The organism is Psychrosphaera sp. (genome assembly GCF_982872775.1).
This window is the reverse complement of sequence record NZ_CEYNSH010000023.1, coordinates 1-16,048: the sequence shown is the minus strand read 5'-3', so window position 1 is coordinate 16,048 and position 16,048 is coordinate 1. Positions and strand designations below refer to the sequence as shown.

The 16,048-nt window shown below is 40.0% G+C and carries 18 protein-coding genes and 1 pseudogene; 9 read left to right on the top strand and 10 right to left on the bottom strand.

The features are described 5' to 3' along the window. From AC4E96_RS08435 to seqA, 3 genes are all read right to left on the bottom strand, one after another. Positions 1–237 (bottom strand): hypothetical protein (locus AC4E96_RS08435; protein WP_490255501.1); only part of this gene is annotated, 237 nt, incomplete at its 3' end. A gap of 304 nt (positions 238–541) precedes the next feature. Next, a complete protein-coding gene (gene pgm, locus AC4E96_RS08430; RefSeq protein ID WP_490255500.1) occupies positions 542–2,197 on the bottom strand; it encodes a phosphoglucomutase (alpha-D-glucose-1,6-bisphosphate-dependent) in 1,656 nt (551 codons plus the stop codon). Between the two features lie 45 nt (positions 2,198–2,242). After that, positions 2,243–2,824: a replication initiation negative regulator SeqA gene (gene seqA, locus AC4E96_RS08425; RefSeq protein ID WP_490255499.1), complete on the bottom strand. Its 582-nt coding sequence runs from the start codon at positions 2,822–2,824 to the stop codon at positions 2,243–2,245. Between the two features lie 160 nt (positions 2,825–2,984). On the opposite strand from seqA, the gene AC4E96_RS08420 reads away from it, so the two are divergent. From AC4E96_RS08420 to fldA, 4 genes are all read left to right on the top strand, one after another. Further along, positions 2,985–3,758: an alpha/beta fold hydrolase gene (locus AC4E96_RS08420; RefSeq protein WP_490255498.1), complete on the top strand. Its 774-nt coding sequence runs from the start codon at positions 2,985–2,987 to the stop codon at positions 3,756–3,758. Between the two features lie 111 nt (positions 3,759–3,869). Continuing rightward, complete coding sequence (locus AC4E96_RS08415; RefSeq protein WP_488032299.1) at positions 3,870–4,088, top strand: DUF2788 domain-containing protein; 219 nt, start codon at positions 3,870–3,872, stop codon at positions 4,086–4,088. A 12-nt stretch (positions 4,089–4,100) separates the two neighbouring features. Next, positions 4,101–4,385, top strand: a complete 285-nt coding sequence (gene ybfE, locus AC4E96_RS08410; RefSeq protein ID WP_488032298.1) for a LexA regulated protein — start codon at positions 4,101–4,103, stop codon at positions 4,383–4,385. Positions 4,386–4,389: 4 nt separating this feature from the next. After that, positions 4,390–4,914: a flavodoxin FldA gene (fldA, locus tag AC4E96_RS08405; RefSeq protein ID WP_488032297.1), complete on the top strand. Its 525-nt coding sequence runs from the start codon at positions 4,390–4,392 to the stop codon at positions 4,912–4,914. Between the two features lie 131 nt (positions 4,915–5,045). Here fldA and AC4E96_RS08400 read toward each other — a convergent pair whose 3' ends face one another. Then, on the bottom strand, positions 5,046–6,416 hold the full coding sequence (locus tag AC4E96_RS08400; RefSeq protein WP_490255497.1) for an SLC13 family permease: 1,371 nt from the start codon (positions 6,414–6,416) through the stop codon (positions 5,046–5,048). Further along, positions 6,409–7,506, bottom strand: a complete 1,098-nt coding sequence (gene nagZ / locus AC4E96_RS08395; RefSeq protein WP_490255496.1) for a beta-N-acetylhexosaminidase — start codon at positions 7,504–7,506, stop codon at positions 6,409–6,411. Before nagZ ends, AC4E96_RS08400 begins: the two co-directional genes overlap by 8 nt. Positions 7,507–7,872: 366 nt before the next feature. Here nagZ and AC4E96_RS08390 point away from each other — a divergent pair, with 366 nt between their 5' ends. Then, positions 7,873–8,511, top strand: coding sequence for a hypothetical protein (locus AC4E96_RS08390; RefSeq protein ID WP_490255495.1), 639 nt, complete (start codon positions 7,873–7,875; stop codon positions 8,509–8,511). Between the two features lie 151 nt (positions 8,512–8,662). Further along, positions 8,663–8,806 carry a hypothetical protein gene (locus AC4E96_RS08385; RefSeq protein ID WP_490255523.1) on the top strand — a complete coding sequence of 48 codons (144 nt, stop codon included), beginning with the start codon at positions 8,663–8,665 and terminating at the stop codon, positions 8,804–8,806. Positions 8,807–8,949: 143 nt separating this feature from the next. Here the strand turns inward: AC4E96_RS08385 and AC4E96_RS08380 are convergent, their stop codons facing one another. Together AC4E96_RS08380 and AC4E96_RS08375 are read right to left on the bottom strand one after the other, a co-directional pair. After that, entirely contained in the window at positions 8,950–10,824 is a 1,875-nt protein-coding gene (locus tag AC4E96_RS08380) for a UvrD-helicase domain-containing protein (protein WP_490255494.1), read from the bottom strand. Between the two features lie 8 nt (positions 10,825–10,832). Beyond that, a complete protein-coding gene (locus AC4E96_RS08375) occupies positions 10,833–12,791 on the bottom strand; it encodes an ATP-dependent nuclease (protein WP_490255493.1) in 1,959 nt (652 codons plus the stop codon). A gap of 299 nt (positions 12,792–13,090) precedes the next feature. Between AC4E96_RS08375 and AC4E96_RS08370 the strand changes: the two genes are divergently transcribed. Then, positions 13,091–13,261 (top strand): hypothetical protein, encoded by a 171-nt coding sequence (locus AC4E96_RS08370; RefSeq protein WP_490255492.1) that lies wholly within the window; start codon positions 13,091–13,093, stop codon positions 13,259–13,261. After that, positions 13,245–14,015 (top strand): reverse transcriptase domain-containing protein, encoded by a 771-nt coding sequence (locus AC4E96_RS08365; protein ID WP_490255491.1) that lies wholly within the window; start codon positions 13,245–13,247, stop codon positions 14,013–14,015. The genes AC4E96_RS08370 and AC4E96_RS08365 overlap by 17 nt, the downstream gene beginning before the upstream one ends. A 6-nt stretch (positions 14,016–14,021) precedes the next feature. On the opposite strand, the gene AC4E96_RS08360 is transcribed toward AC4E96_RS08365, so the two are convergent. The 3 genes and pseudogenes from AC4E96_RS08360 to AC4E96_RS08350 form a co-directional block, all read right to left on the bottom strand. Beyond that, the gene (locus AC4E96_RS08360; protein ID WP_490255490.1) at positions 14,022–14,165 is read right to left on the bottom strand and encodes a hypothetical protein; all 144 of its coding nucleotides are present in this window, start codon (positions 14,163–14,165) and stop codon (positions 14,022–14,024) included. Between the two features lie 14 nt (positions 14,166–14,179). Next, positions 14,180–14,941 (bottom strand): annotated as a pseudogene (locus AC4E96_RS08355) (nucleotidyl transferase AbiEii/AbiGii toxin family protein). Next, positions 14,917–15,300: a winged helix-turn-helix domain-containing protein gene (locus AC4E96_RS08350; protein ID WP_490255489.1), complete on the bottom strand. Its 384-nt coding sequence runs from the start codon at positions 15,298–15,300 to the stop codon at positions 14,917–14,919. The pseudogene AC4E96_RS08355 and the gene AC4E96_RS08350 overlap by 25 nt, the downstream one beginning before the upstream one ends. Before the next feature lie 241 nt (positions 15,301–15,541). Here AC4E96_RS08350 and AC4E96_RS08345 point away from each other — a divergent pair. Continuing rightward, positions 15,542–16,048 (top strand): hypothetical protein (locus AC4E96_RS08345; protein WP_490255488.1); only part of this gene is annotated, 507 nt, incomplete at its 3' end.

Genomic DNA, 16,048 nt, shown 5'->3' with positions numbered 1-16,048 from the left:
CGAGAAGTAATGTACAGCACGAGTGTCATTTTCAAAGTAAGTGCGCTGTGTGTTACTCAGACCGTTATAAACGTATTCGTTTAGTGCTGATGCTGTTGCATTCCACCAAGAGCGGTTGCTTGCTTTATTTACGTCGGTACCGTGAGTTGCATTTAAGTGTTTTACGATAGAGTCTTTAAATTGCTCTGCCGTGACATTCGCAGTCACTGCAAATGATTTATTATTCGTTTTAGCCATGTTGGAATTCACCCTATTTGCCCGCCCCAGGTTATTCTAGTTCACTTCTTTTCAAGTGGTCTTTTTATGTACTGGAGTCAAGGATAGTCAAAATATGGTGAAGGAATATAAAGGTTTGACCGACATAGACCAAGAAGATGAAGGCTATTTTTGCCCTACATACGTTTGCAGGGCTATTCACGGCCAATGATTAGAATAAAGACTCAATTAAAATATGATGAATAACGTTAAAAATACTAGAAAAGAAAAAGCCCACTCAGTTATAAAAGTGAGTGGGCTTAGAATGGTTTTGGGTGTAAAGGGGTTACAATCCTTTATTTGCGAAAGCGATTGAAACGAGCTCTTTTGCTTCTTTTTCAATCTCAGCTAGATGCGCTTCACCTAAAAAACTTTCCATGTAAATTTTGTAGATGTTTTCAGTGCCAGATGGTCTCGCTGCAAACCATCCATTTCCAGTTACCACCTTCAGACCACCAATTGCGGCGCCGTTACCAGGTGCATTAGTCAACACTGATTTAATCGGTTCACCTGCTAACATATCAAACTGAATATCTTCTGGAGATAAAGAGCTTAAGACCGCTTTTTGTTCAGGTGTCGCAGGTGCGTCTATACGCTTGTAAATCGGCTGACCATGTCGTTTTACGAGTTCTTCGTAATACTCAGAAGGGTTTAGTCCGGTCACTGCCGTAATTTCAGCTGCCAAAAGCGCTAAAATAATACCGTCTTTGTCCGTGGTCCAAACATCACCTTCTTTTGTTAAGAAACTCGCTCCGGCGCTTTCTTCACCACCAAACATCAGGCTGTGATCAGTAAGGCCATCTACGAACCACTTAAAGCCAACAGGGACTTCAAGTACTTCTTTTCCGTTATCTTGCGCAACTCTATCGATCATACTGGTCGAAACCAATGTTTTGCCCACTTTCAATGACGCATCCCAGTTAGGTCGGTGTTTGGACAAGTAATCAATACATACGGCTAGAAAGTGGTTCGGGTTCATTAAGCCATGTGTGCGAGTAACAATGCCATGACGGTCATAATCCGGGTCATTCGCAACTGCTATATCAAACTCTGACTTTAACTCTATTAAACTCGCCATTGCTTTTTCCGATGAGCAATCCATGCGAATCTTGCCGTCTTTATCCAATGTCATAAAAGAAAACGTAGGATCAACAACCTCATTTACTAATTGGAGGTTAATACCGTATTTTTCTTTAATCACCGGCCAATAGGCAATGCCTGAACCGCCAAGAGGATCTACGCCGACTGTGATACCTTTTTCTTTAATGGCATCAAAATTAATAACATTTGCTAGGCCGTCAGTGTATTGACCAATAAAGTCTTGTTCTTTTACATAACCTGTTTTTAATGCGTCAGTGAATGGAAACAGTTTTACGTCGACTAAATCGTTTAATAGGTGCTGATTAGCACGCTCTTCTATCCATTTGGTCACCTTACTATCAGCCGGACCACCGTGAGGAGGATTGTATTTAATGCCTCCATCTTCAGGTGGGTTATGCGAAGGTGTAATAATGATTCCGTCCGCTAAAAATGCCGGATGTTCTTTGTTGTGTTCTATAATTAAATTAGAAATCACTGGCGTCGGGGTATAGCCTCGCCCTTCTTGTACAATCACTTCTACTTCATTTGCCACTAACACTTCAATAACTGAAGCAAAAGCAGCTTCCGACAGCGCGTGTGTATCGAAGCCTAAATACAACGGACCTTCGTAATGTTGTTCATGTCGGTACTCACACACTGCTTGTGCGATCGCTAAAACATGAGTTTCATTAAACGTAGTACTTATAGACGAGCCACGATGGCCTGACGTACCGAAACTTACTTTTTGGCCTGGGTACTTTTCTATATCAGGCTCATTTAGATAATAATTGGCCATTAATCTTGGCACATTGATCAAATCTTTGGATTCAGCTTTTTGTCCAGCACGTGGATGCAATGCCATTTGCTTACCTTTATTTTGTTAGAAGACAGCGCCCAATGAGGGCCTTTAGATTAATTCGCGTAATTGTTCTGCTTGTGACTCTTCATAACCAAGCTGTTTGGCTACTTCAAATATAATAAACTTTTTGCGAGGCGTATTATTATTTGTCGTTACCCAATATTCACTATTTGGGATTTGCTTTGGCTTGATGCTGCTGCCGCTAGCTTCTAATTCTGATGCACTTCGACCAAAATAGTTACGTTCACGGCCTTTGATTGTTAACACTTCTTCAAAGTTAGAAGTATGTGCACGGTGAAGTTTGCCTAAAATAAACAGAAAGCGGCCAACCGCGCCTTTTTGCGTTGCTACTTCTTCTTTATTTAATAAATTGAATACAGAGGTATCTTTGCAAACGACTGGCTTTAGTGGCTCAACTTCTGTTGTTTCAATTACAGATGCTGACTCATCAGAGCTAACATCTTCAGTAACGGGCTGAGACGTGCCCTGTTGCAGTTCAACTTGCACTACTTTGTCAGTAATGTTTTCCCATAATAAGCGTCTTAATATATCCGATGCAGATTCGCCTATTTGTTGCGTATTTGCAGCGATAAATTGATATAAATCATCATCTATTTGAATTGTTTTCATAAAATCCAATCATTATTATTTTTGATTTGTATGATCCTAACGGAACGTTAAGAAGAATATTTGCATTATAACCAGATTTAAGAACCCTCTTAAAGCCCAATTACGTTAAACTAGGGGCATACATTGATTTTATTAAATGATTTACTGAGGCAAAGTAGTAATGTCGATTAATTTCCAATCTTTTGGTGAAGGCACACCTCTAGTTATTATCCACGGATTGTTTGGTACCTCGGATAATTTAAAGGCCGTTGCTAAACAACTCGCCGATGAGCACAAAGTATACCTTATAGATGCACCAGGGCATGGTGACAGTGCGTCGCTAGAAAAATTAAGTATCAGTAATATGGCCAATGCGGTAATTAACTTTTTGAAAGAACACCAATTAGAATCTGTGTCTATTTTGGGTCATTCGCTAGGTGGAAAGATTGCAATGGAAATTGCTCTACTGCAACCACAACGTGTCGACAAACTTCTCGTCGCTGATATTGCACCGGTTCAATATACTCGTCGTCATGATCAAATCATTTCGGGTTTACAGTCCGTTCCACTAGACAACCTAAATTCACGCCAACAGGCCGATGAATTGTTGAGTAATTACATTGAAGAAAAAGGTGTACGAGGATTTTTACTTAAGAGTCTTGTTCGAGACGATCAGGCCGAAAGTAATAAGGTCTGGAAATGGCGTTTTGACTTAGCGCAATTAGCTACCGATTACGATGAAATCATAAAAGCTAATAGTGACAGTACTTTTAACGGGCCCACTTTAATGATTATTGGCAGTGAGTCCAATTATGTTCAAAAAGAGCACCAAAGTGAGATAACCAAACGATTCCCAAACGTAAAAGCCAAAATTATTTCAGGCGCCGGGCATTGGTTACACGCAGAAAGACAAACGGCCTTTGTTAAAATTTGTCGAGATTTTTTATCACAATAGCTGAAGTTAAAGAATATTTTTGATAAAATCCGCCGCCGTTTCGGCATAACACCGATATTAGACGATTTATTCGCCCATAGTGGTTAACCGCAAAAACTTAGGAAAGTAAAGATGACACCAGAACAATATGCGATTGCTGAACAGATAGGCTTAAACCTATTTTTTCTCGCAATATTTGTTTTCATCGGGTTAGCAATTCAAGACGTATTGAAACAAGGAAAGGTTCCAAAGCTTGGTAGAATGGCCGTTTGGGCTGTCTTATTTTTAGGGTGTGCGGGATTTATCGCTAAAGGTGTTATCCAGTTTTTCTGGGAAACAAACGGTTTATAACGGATACACACAATGGCAAAAGCAGCGATTGATAGAACGACGATTGACCTGTTCGCAACTGAAAAACAACGCGGACGACCTAAGTCTTCACCGTACAGTCGAGAACAGCAAGTTCGAATAAACAAAAAGAATCAACTGATGCGTGACAAACAAGCAGGTTTGAAACGGGTCGAAATAAAACTGCACAAAGACGTTTATGACAAGGCAACTGTTATTGCTGAATCTAAAGGTTTAAGTCGAAGTGAATTACTCGCGCAGTTAATAGACGAATCATTAAAAAATTTATTAGAAGGTTAAACTGATGGCAAGCGTAGGCATCTATTTTGGTAGCGATACTGGCAACACTGAACACGTTGCAAAAATGATCCAAAAAGAATTGGGCAAAAATCTTATTGACGTCCACGATATCGCTAAAAGCACAAAGGAAGAAATCGCTGAATACGACCTAATCCTTTTCGGTATTCCGACTTGGTACTATGGCGAAGCGCAATGTGATTGGGATGACTTCTTCCCTGAGCTAGAAGAAATTGATTTTGACGGTAAGCTTGTTGCTATCTTCGGTTGTGGTGACCAAGAAGATTACGCAGAGTACTTCCTTGACGCAATGGGTATGGTAAGAGACATTGTTGAAGCAAAAGGTGCCATTTTAATGGGCAAGTGGCCAGTTGAAGGTTATGACTTTGTTGCTTCTAAAGGACTTGCAGACGATGACCACTTTGTTGGCCTAGGTATCGACGAAGATCGTCAACCAGAACTAACTGAACAGCGTGTTAAGCAATGGTGTGCACAAATTCGTGAAGAAATGTGCCTAGATGAACTCGCTTAATTAGCAAAAAATTGTTCTTCAAAGAAAAACCAGCATTTATATGCTGGTTTTTTTATATTCTGATAAAGCGTCCTATTGAGTTTACTGCTGTTAAATTCTCTGTATAGCTTAATCAAACGTCGTTTTTATTACTAATACAACACAGTAACAACAACCGCAACGATTGCCGCACCAACAAAGTTAAGCACAACGCCATGCTTTGCCATGTCTTTGATTGTTAATTGTCCCGACGCAAATACAATGGAATTAGGTGCGGTAGCAACAGGCAGACAAAAAGCAAAACTACAAGAAATTACCGCAGGGATCATAATCAACTCTATTGGTATGCCTTTTTGTATAGCAACACTTGCTAGTATAGGCATAAACAAGGTCGCGGTTGCAGTATTAGACGTTACTTCTGTTAAGAAGGATAAACTTAAACATAAGGCAAACAATAACAATAATAATGGTAAATCAAAGACTCCAGACATTGACTGCCCAATCAGCTCACTGAGACCAGATGCTGCAAAACCTTTGGCTAAACAAATTCCACTACTAAACAGTATTAACATGTCCCAAGGGATAGTTTTGGCTTTATCCCAGGTTAAAACAGGCTTTTGATCATCGCCTTTAATGAGAGCCATCATTAATGCTCCAAACAGCGCAATCGTTGCATCTCCCACTTTACTCATCCCGGTCAATTCAGCCCAACCACCAAATGGATGTTTTCTAAATACCCACAAACAAGCAATCACTAAAAATACCGTAATGGCATTTTTTTCAGCCTTACTCCATTGTTTAGATTCAGGTAGCGATATTGTATGGCTTAATGAGATACCTCTTGTTAAAACAAGAGCAACGACTGGAATTGTAACCAATACAACTGGAATACCAATTTTCATCCATTCAACAAAACCATATTCATAACCAGCGGTCGCTTCAAACACTGACGCGAAAATTACGTTTGGCGGAGTGCCTATTAATGTCCCCACGCCTCCGATACTCGCCGAATAGGCTAATCCCAGTAAAAGAACAACCGCAAATTTGTGGTTATTGGCGGATAAGGCGACAGCAGTAGCGACAGGTATCAATGCCAATACAGTTGCAGTATTGGAAATCCACATTGACAAAATTGCACTGGCCGCCATAAAAGCAAATACAATTCTGAACGCACTTGTACCACCAATTAGACGAATAATATTAAACGCAATGCGCTTATGTACTTCTGACGATTCTAGCCCTTTGGCTAATAAAAAAGCACCGAGTAATAGAATGATTACATGACTACCGAAGGCTGACGACGCCTCTTTAAAGTCAATTACACCGAGCGCTGGTAAAAATATAAATGGAATGAGCGACGCAAATGGAATTGGTACAACCTCAGTTACCCACCAAATACCTACCCATACCGTGACACCTAAAGTGACAGAAACTTCAAAAGATTGTCCCAAAGAATGTGTAAACAAACTTACAACGACCGCAATTAACGGAGCAAGCCATAAAAAATACTGTTTTTTAAGCATTTGCAACCACCTTTACAGAACCAAATCCATGAATTTCAGCGCAAAGCTGTCTCGCTCTTTCTAGCCGCGCGTTGTCAACTTTGAGTGCGTTACCTTGTAGGTTTTTAATTAGTTCTGCTTGTCGCTGTGTTTCTATCAACTGCGACTCTGAAACCGTTGCCAACAGCTCATCGACGATTTCTGGCTGATTGCAAATTAAAGAAAAGTCACAACCCGCTTTAGTCGCTTTTAACAATCTTTCTTTAAAAGATAATAAGCGCACATGCCCATCAACCTCTGTCCATTCTGAAGCACCAACCATTGCCAAGTCATCACTGAAAACCGCTCCATCAAATCTTAAATTTTGTTTAAGAATGCTGGAAAGCCAAACTTCACTATATCCAACGGGGTTTTTGTCGACTTTCGGAAACCTGATATGCGCAGGCATGATTCCTTGAAGAAAGTCGGCCTTGATTAGGCTCTTAAATGGAATGAGATCCAACATATCAATATCTTTAAAGGTTCTGTCATCGACTGGCGTATGAAAATGAGAATCCTCTTTTGTACTGCCATGTCCAGGAAAGTGCTTACCGATTGCCTGCATACCAGCTTCTTTCATCCCAGAAATAAAACTGCTCGCATATTTAGTGACGAGCATAGGAGAGTTAGAAAAAGCTCTATCTCCGACTACATCAGAGCCATTTTGTATATCTAATACGGGTGCAAATGAGCAATCAATACCATGGCTAATCGCCTCAGACGCCATTAAATAACCTAAATCGCCATAAACTTCACGTTCATTTAAGTTATGCACTTCAATAAATTGGCTAACCACTCCCATCGCTGGTACGTGAGTAAAGCCATCCGTTTTGAAACGTTGTACTCGACCACCTTCGTTGTCGACAGTGATGAGGAGTTCATTTGGAGAAGAAGCCCGTAATTCTCGGATAAGCTCGTTCACCTGTTCGCTGCTTTCAAAATTACGAGAGAACAGAATAACGCCGGCGATAAGTGGGTGTGCGATACGTTCTTTTTCTATTTCAGTTAGTGTTGTCGATGCAACACATACAAACAGACTGCGTTTGTTTAATGTTTCAGAATTTGAAGTCATTTGAGGAAACTGCCATTATTGTTATTATTTTCTATCGTTTTACACCTAAATAGTACCGAACAAATTAAGTTCGAACAAAGTTTAAATAACTTGAAAAATAATAATTAAAAAAGGAATAATTGCCTTAGCACTAATATCTTATTTGGACAGTCATGAGCTCCTTGCGAGTGAGGTCCCTGCGGGTGTTAAGCCAGATTCACCACAAATTGCTCCAACAGCACGATTGGTTGATGAAATCGAAACAGCAACACCAATAAAACGGGTGACACCTAAATACCCCAAAACGAAGTTCAATTATCTTTTAGTATTTCCAATCAAAAGCTATCTCGAAAGTTTCATCAATTTTATAACTCTACCAGAAAGCTTTTGGCCGAAGACAAACTAGACGCTGTAAAAGAAGAACTAACACAAACACGATTCAAAACCGAAAGTAATCTTTTGGAACAAAGCTATTTAAGCATGCTGTGGTCAGATTACTATCAAAAAGCAAATCAGCCCAAGGAACAGCTAAAACATTTGTATAAAGTAACGGGCGGCGTAAAAACGTTATACAAAGATGAAACCTTTAGCCCTGACATCCATCTCTTTAATTTACAGCAGAGATTTGTAGCCGAGATAAATACGCAGCAATTTGCAAGCGCTTTGGACACGTTTGAAGGCATTTCAAACTTTGAAACACCTCAAGCTAAAACGTTAGTAGAAAGCTTTGAACCTTATGTAAAACAAATAGAATCATTAAAAACCGCCGAAACCAAAATTGTTTATGATGGGGCTGTTAGTAATAAAGGTCGTTGGCACCATAGGTTGTACAAAAACGGCTTTGCGTTAGCAGAAGTCCAAGGTGAACTGACTAAATTGGACATTCGGTGCAATGGTCATCGAGTCACTTACGTCCCACAAGAGAATAATCACTGGAAAATCCCTGATACTTGGGGTTCATGTTATTTGTTTATCGAAGGCGATGAAGGTGCTACATTCAAACTCGTAGAAAGCAACAAAGCCTAAAAAGATCAAACTCTTTCAGATTAGGTGCTCATTACCTTGTGAGCACCTTCTTTTCTCCCTGTCATTACTGCCCATTTTTATATATAATCCCGAACCAATTTTTGAGCGTTGTGGCTCGGAAAAATGTTTAATTGAGTGATATAGGCTGTTCATGACTGTAGAAAAATTTACACCAAATAAAACAACAACATTAGAAACCCCTAAAAAGGTTTTACAAGAATCATCTGCTCTGTCAGAAGGACAGTCGTTTGATCTTGGTAGTCGCATAGGTTTTATTAGTCTTGGCTGCCCATAAGATACGCAATATATACTTCGAGTCAAAAAGTCACTTTAATCTAACCTGATGCCCACCAATAAAGCAACTGCGCCGCAAAGCCCATTAATGATTATTCTTAATTAAAACCTGTGCGGAAATTTGCAACCAACATGTTATTTTACTTAAATTCGATACTCTTGCACGCCTGCTGAAGCTAGAAGTGAATAAAATTCGGCAATATTGATTCTTTGGCCTCTCTGCTCACAGTATGAAAAGATCGCTCTTTGTTTAGCACGAGACAAAGCTACAAAAAATGTAGACAGGCCTTCACTATCACCCGTTTTATAGGACCACCACGCGTTATCATCAATCCCCATAAAAATTGTAGTATCGAATTCTAGTCCTTTGCTCTTGTGGATAGTCATAAGAGGAATATGGTTCGTGCCTTCAAACTCATCCAGCACTCCTTCCCACGACCTTTGAGTTTCAAGACAATTTGTATAGTACTCTTTGAAAGCCTCTAAGCTTATTTCAAGTAAATCTCCGGAGGCATAACGAGAAAAGGTACTCCGAAGATGATCGACACTAATAAAAGCGATAATTCGCTCAAGTACATCTCGACCACTTTTTAGTGTTGGAGGTTGTTGCATTAACAACCGTAGTGTAGCAATAAACTTCGCTAAATGGCGCTCTATGCGTTGCAATGCCTTTTCATCATCTTGACTTGTTTCTCTAAGCAATTGTATATCTGAAGTTAATTGACGCCATGCTTTTGGATTTCTATGACCAAGTCCAAGCCTTAAAAGATTGCAGATTATCATGGTGAGGTCTTCGGAAAGTAAATCTTGTAAAGTTGTTTGCCCTACTTTAACGCTCTCATTTCGTAAACTCAGTCCATTTTGAGCGAGATAATATGATATCGGCTGAACATAGTCCTCTGGCTTTTGACGAACAAGGATCGCATAACTTCTCGGACTCAATAACTTGCCTTTCATATCATTTGATATCCACTGAGCTAAATGCGCAGCCTCTTGATCTATAGTGTAACTAGTCCAAACCCATGCGGCATCGCCAGAGATTAAATTATTATTGCTTGACTGAACCTCCCCCACCATGTGGTCAATTACTTGTGCAATTGCATGTTGTACCCTAACCAATTCAGGTGAAGAACGATGATTGAGCTGAAGAGAGTATCGCAATGCTGAAAAGTCAGCCTCAAATTGATGAAACGCGTCACCCTTGGCCCCTGCCCACCCCATTATTCTTTGCTTGTAGTCTCCGACGACTGTTACTTCTGCATTACTTGCTTTAAAAACTGAAGATAGAAAGTCATATTGAGCAAAGGTGGTATCTTGAAACTCATCTACAAAAACAAAAGGATATGATGCTCTGATAGATCTGCGAATATGATTGTTAGTGCTAATAATAAATTCAGCAATTCGATTTAACGCCAGAAATGAAACCCTGGAAATACCATCAGAGCTATTGATTTGTTGGTTCAACCAAAAGCGTAAAAACTCCTCTTCCAACCATTGCAATTTGGGATCGCCAATCCTCACGCCGCCGATGAACAGGTTCATATTTTGGAGTCTTTGCGTAAAGTTATAGATATTGACCGCATTGTTGAAGTTATTTCTAAAACTATTTATAAGCTGCTTTTCTTGACGAAAAGATGGAAAGGCTATTTCATATCGCTTTGATAACCGATACTGTTCAGGCAGCGCCATGCGAAAACGATCCACTAAGCTCTTGGTAAAAGCATCAAAAGTCATAGAAACAAATCGATTGCTAACATTTTCAGAACAACGCTCTTTCACTCTGTCTGCAAGGTTTTTTGCGGCATCATTCTTAAATGAAATAGCCAGAATCTTTTTGTTTGGTGGGCATAAGCCTGTTTCTAATAAATATGCCGCCTTTTGAGCTAAAAATTCGGTCTTTCCTGATCCAGGACCTGCAATAACGCTTGTAGACTCTTGTCGTTTGAGTGCATTCCAAGCATTTGGTTCAAGATCGTCGATCCCTTTTGGCTTCCAATGGGCGGGTTGAATAAACTTCATCTCCCCCCCTAACTTTGTAGAATTGAATGAATTGCTTTAACTAAAGAACGCAATTCCTCAGGTGCGTATTGAGCCAACTGTTCGTTAGAAATAGAGCCCAACACACGAATATGCGTACTTGGCTTACCCCTCCCTAAAAACAGATACCTGTACCAATGTAAGTCTACTTCGTGACCAGCATAGAATTCTGGGTTTCCTTCATCCCCCATGACCACATTACCCGGATCACCGCGCATAACTGGTCCGTTAGAATTTGCATCAGGGACAACTCGATATTTGTCTGGAAAAGCTTTCAACATCGCGTAGTCTATGTCTAACGGACTAGAGAAATAAACATTGAATTTAGCCTGCCGGAGGTAATTAACCCAACGAGTCATAAAATCAAAATCATCGATTTTAAACGTATCAAATTCCGCTAAGTTGATAGATACACCACCTGCATGCACTCCATTAGTAAAAATACTTTCGGCCGGCACTCCATAATCTATTAATTTAGCTACTGCATTTTTGATCCTTCCCCAACCACCACCATGTCGCCCCCAGTCCAAGTCAAGTAATGTAACAAACGGAATCTTCAAATCTGTTAGTAAACGCCACATGTGATTTACATGGCGGCCGCCTAAAGGAACCATGGCAACAAAAGATTTATCGATTGGTATGCCCATAGCTTCTGAAATAGCAGGTAGAATTACCTCCTCTGAAGCTCCCTCCCCGAGTACTACGACCTTAGAAAAATACAATTCAGGATAGGCTCTCACCGCTTGTTGAATATACTTAGCAGCTTCATTCTCTTGATCAGGTAACGTTAGTTGACGAACAACTGTAGTGTTCGATTCAATTTCTAGCCTAAAGTGTCTAACTTGTGTTGGCTGGATCCTTGCGAGAATACTAGGTGAATGGCTAGATAGTACAGCTTGTGCTCTTACTCCGTGCACTAGGCTAGTTATCTGACTTATGATTCGCGATAGATAGAATGGTGCTAGGTTATTCTCAGGCTCCTCAAGCGCTATAATTGTCAACGAGGGTAATGGTAAATCTGCTCCGAGAAAATCTTCACGATCTGGTTGGGCTAAGAGCTCGGTTTCAACATCGAGCGCCGCGGAAGTCATAGCGATATGAAACAATGAACTTTGGCCATCACTTAACTCATCGATACTCCGATCACGACCACTTTCATCTGGGTGAAGTAATACCTCAACCTTACGGATAAATTCTTCAAAACGAAGATCGACCGGACGAAACTTGGGGGTACTATCTGTTCCTGCAGAGTGCAGTTCCCGCCATCGCTTAGTAAGGTTTCTGGTGACCGTACTTATAGCATTTTCGCTCTCAAATACCTGATTAAGTTCAGTGGCTTTCGTAGTAAAAGATGATCGAACTTGTTCTGACCAGTTAATAGCCTTCCAAAGTCGGCCTTTCAAAAATGCAGATACTTGTAAAGGCGCACTCCGCGTTGCGGGCACATAGATCAATTGAATCCGAGAACGATCTGCTGGACGCACGATGTGTAAATCAACTTCTTCTGGTTCGCCCCATGTAGTAACCGCGCGGAACTGGCTTGTAATATAACCATCTATTGAGCCATCATCCTCCCATTCAGCATCCAAGCGTAAACGACACTTCAGTTTTCCTTCCTCATCTGTCACACTCATATGGTGAAAGAAGTCAGGTATTGTAGAGTGATCACCATTTTCTTCGTCTAGCTCAGGAAAAGCAACGATGGCTTCTAGCATTAGGGTTCGTTTGACGGGTAGTACTTCTTCCGAAGAAGGAATATGGAAGTCCTGCCGGCGAATTGTTCGCTGTTCATTGGATATGCCGAACATCCGCTGCAATGCAAGCATTATTACAGTTTTACCAGCACCATTTGCTCCAACCAATGTTGTAAGTGTTGGATCAATGGCTATACATTGTCCTTCTGCACCAAAGCTTCTAAAGTTTTTTAATGTTAATGATTCAATAAACAAAATCGCATCCTTTCTTATAACCAATTATACTGTCTACAATCCACTGACAAGCCCGTAAAGCAGATATCCCAACAGACTCACTTTTAACTCATTAATTGATTTTAAAATATTAACAATGGATAATAAAACTCCCTGACATTAGGCACATGTTGTCGCCCCTCTGTAAATGTCACGTAGTGATTCTATTGGTTGCAATATATGACAATTGTTCTCAAAGTTATCATAGTTGTCGCCGTTTAGTTAATTAAAGTCATGCGCTTGCGCTAGGCAGGTCAGGGATATACGGAGGGTCTGTTATTATGAAAAATGAATCTAATAGCAGCCTAGTTAAAGAGCGTATCGTATTCGCAATTTTGGTTTTTACCTTGCTTACTAAAGCAGGTAAGTTCCTATTATTTGTATACGACCTCTTTAACATGGCTTTAAATTACAAAGGACGTAATAAAGATATCGATGTTAAGTTGGCATAACCGCTTTGAAATTAAAAAGGACAAATGGGTATATGAACCTACAGATGTAGCCAGAAATGAAGGTTACAGTATCCTAGAAGCGGTCAAATGCAAGTGGACTCCACCTGAGTATTTTTATCACTTTCAAGACGGTGGCCATGTTAGTGCAATTAAAATTCATTTAAACCATCATTATTTTTGTAAGTTGGATGTAAAAGATTTCTTCTCTTCTGTTAGCCGTAGTCGCGTCACTCGGACTCTTAAAGAGTTTTTTCCATACGAAACAGCAAGACGTTTTGCAAAAATTTCTACCGTAAAACATCTTATCAATAACCAGCATTCCCATTCGTTGCCTCTAGGCTTTGTACAGTCTCCATTGTTGGCCACACTTTGCTTAAATAAAAGTTCTTTTGGTGCATGTATAGACGCGTGCTCAACGAAGGAGGGAATAGAAATTAGCGTTTATATGGACGATATTATTTTATCTTCAGACTCGATAGAATTACTTGATACTTGGTATCAAAAGCTAAAAGAGTCGGCTATTAGCTCTAAGTTTAACTTAAATGAAAAAAAAGAGGTTAAACAAGCATTACAAATAACCGCATTTAATATTGATATTTCATTTAATCAAATGACTATTACACAACAACGCTTTATGGAGCTCCTCAATTTATACAGAAATAGTCAATCTGAACCTCAGAGAAATGGTATAGGTGGGTACGTGGGCTCGGTTAACAAAGTACAAGCAACACTTTTAAAGGGTAATACTCCATGATTGGTATTACATTGCCCTCGGCAGCTTTTCTTTATTCCAAGCTATCGCTTGTTGGCGACAGTTCTCTGAGACATGCTTAAGTGTGTCGCCATACTTTTTACGCAAGCGAGAGATCCTCTTTAATCGTGCTTGATGCGCTTTACTATTCATTTACCTACCCTCCTCTACATCACAAAATCAAGTGCGTCTATATTACCTGTCAATTGGGTCTCCACCGACCTAAATAGCTTAACTAAAGTGTTGCGCAAATAAACTTGAAACTTCTCTTGCGCTAGGGTTCTGTCGAACACATCAGTTGGCAAAAATCGCTTCATCTCGTCATTAAACTCGTCACTAATCACTAAACCTGGCACACGCTCAATAAGACCGCTCAGCATTGCCCCATATTCATCTAGTTTATAGTCGGCAATCTTATTTCTCACCAAGTCTATATTTAATTGAGCACCCTGCTGTTGAAGCCATGCCAAGTCCCAAATATCACGATGGCGAACATATTTAGTCGTCGCTGGCAATGAAATAATTTTATCCGCCATCACTTCATCAAGCGTTTCAGTTAGGATCAGCGTATCACTATAGCCGTCCGGCAAAAAATCGTAATTTACTAGAAGGGGTAAAGAATCTTTTGTATATGCAGGAGCATTCGCTACTTCGAGTTTGATCTTTTGTTTTGGTAGATCCTTCCGTTCTGGTGATGTAACAACTGCAACTTGCCGCTTTTCGATGCTAAGCTAGGCATATTTAGGGTCTTCCCTCAACTCTTTAGGCTCTTTCACAGTCACCTCGAGTCCGTTTCGCTTGACAATATATTTTTCAATACAAGCTTTCATATCAGCCAAGTCGGCAGAGGTAAACTCCTTACCACCAGCAAAGTCTAGATCTTCACTAAAACGCTCGCCCTGTCTTAACTTCTGATACGAGTTGAAAATGAGTTATTCAAAGGCGTCTGAATAGATTCTGGTTTATCTGCAGCATTCCCTTCTATAGGCTCAACTTTAGCCACTAAGCGATACCCAAGTTTTCGTCTTGTCACTATATAATTCGAGTCTTTCGCAGAATCACCAAAAATCGCTCGGAGCTCAGAAACCATTTTGTTTATTGAGCTATCTGATACTTCATGCTTCCATACTTTCAAAATCAGTTCGCGCTTGTTTACAAGTCGATCATTGTTTTCAACCAAAAACGAAAGTAACTCAAATGGCGTCGATGTCAGCTCATGAGCTTGACCTGTTGGCCCTTCTATTTGAGCTAATTTGGTGTTGAAAATGTAGTCGCCGATTTTGTACAAGATAGTGTCTAGATAATTTAATGAACTTGCTCGCTATTATCCACGACCTAGCGATTTGTCAAAAAAACGGAACGCCTCTGCAGGTCTTAATTTTATTGGGGTAAAGAAAATACATTGTAAATACAATATTCAGGTAAGGTTCACACCGCCAATTAGGTAGGCAGAAGAAAAACTCTAAGTAAGAATGTCATCGTCGCTAATATGCGAAGGAACTAACATTAATAATAATGGAGATTAAGCCATGCTAAAAAAAGCACTTCCTGCTTTGACGTTAATTGCATCATCACTAGTACTAGGTGGCTGCGCAACTCATGCTGTCGTAGAGCAAGCGGTCATTCAAAAGATAAACAGTGAAAACTTCCAAAAAAAGTCATTCAAATATAATGTGTTATATAGCCAACCTAAACCAGGTGTGTTTTCGGGTGGAGAGCAATTGCCTTTTATGCCAATTGAACAAGCCGAGTTGTCTGTCGCATCAGCAAAAGTATTAGGACGTCTAAACGAAATACTAAAATCCAATTTACCTGATTCAGTCAATATCGTCACAGACAAAGGCGATTATGAATTAAAAATCGCTATCACGGCTCGCGATAAGAAAGGACCAGCATTTGCAAATTACGATATGGCTGCTTCAATGGGCAAAGCTGTGTTAACGCTGGGCTTAGGTTCAAGTGAATACACCATAGTAGCTGACTTTGATGTTGAGTATTCATTACACAACGCTGGTGGTACAGAAATCTACAAAAAC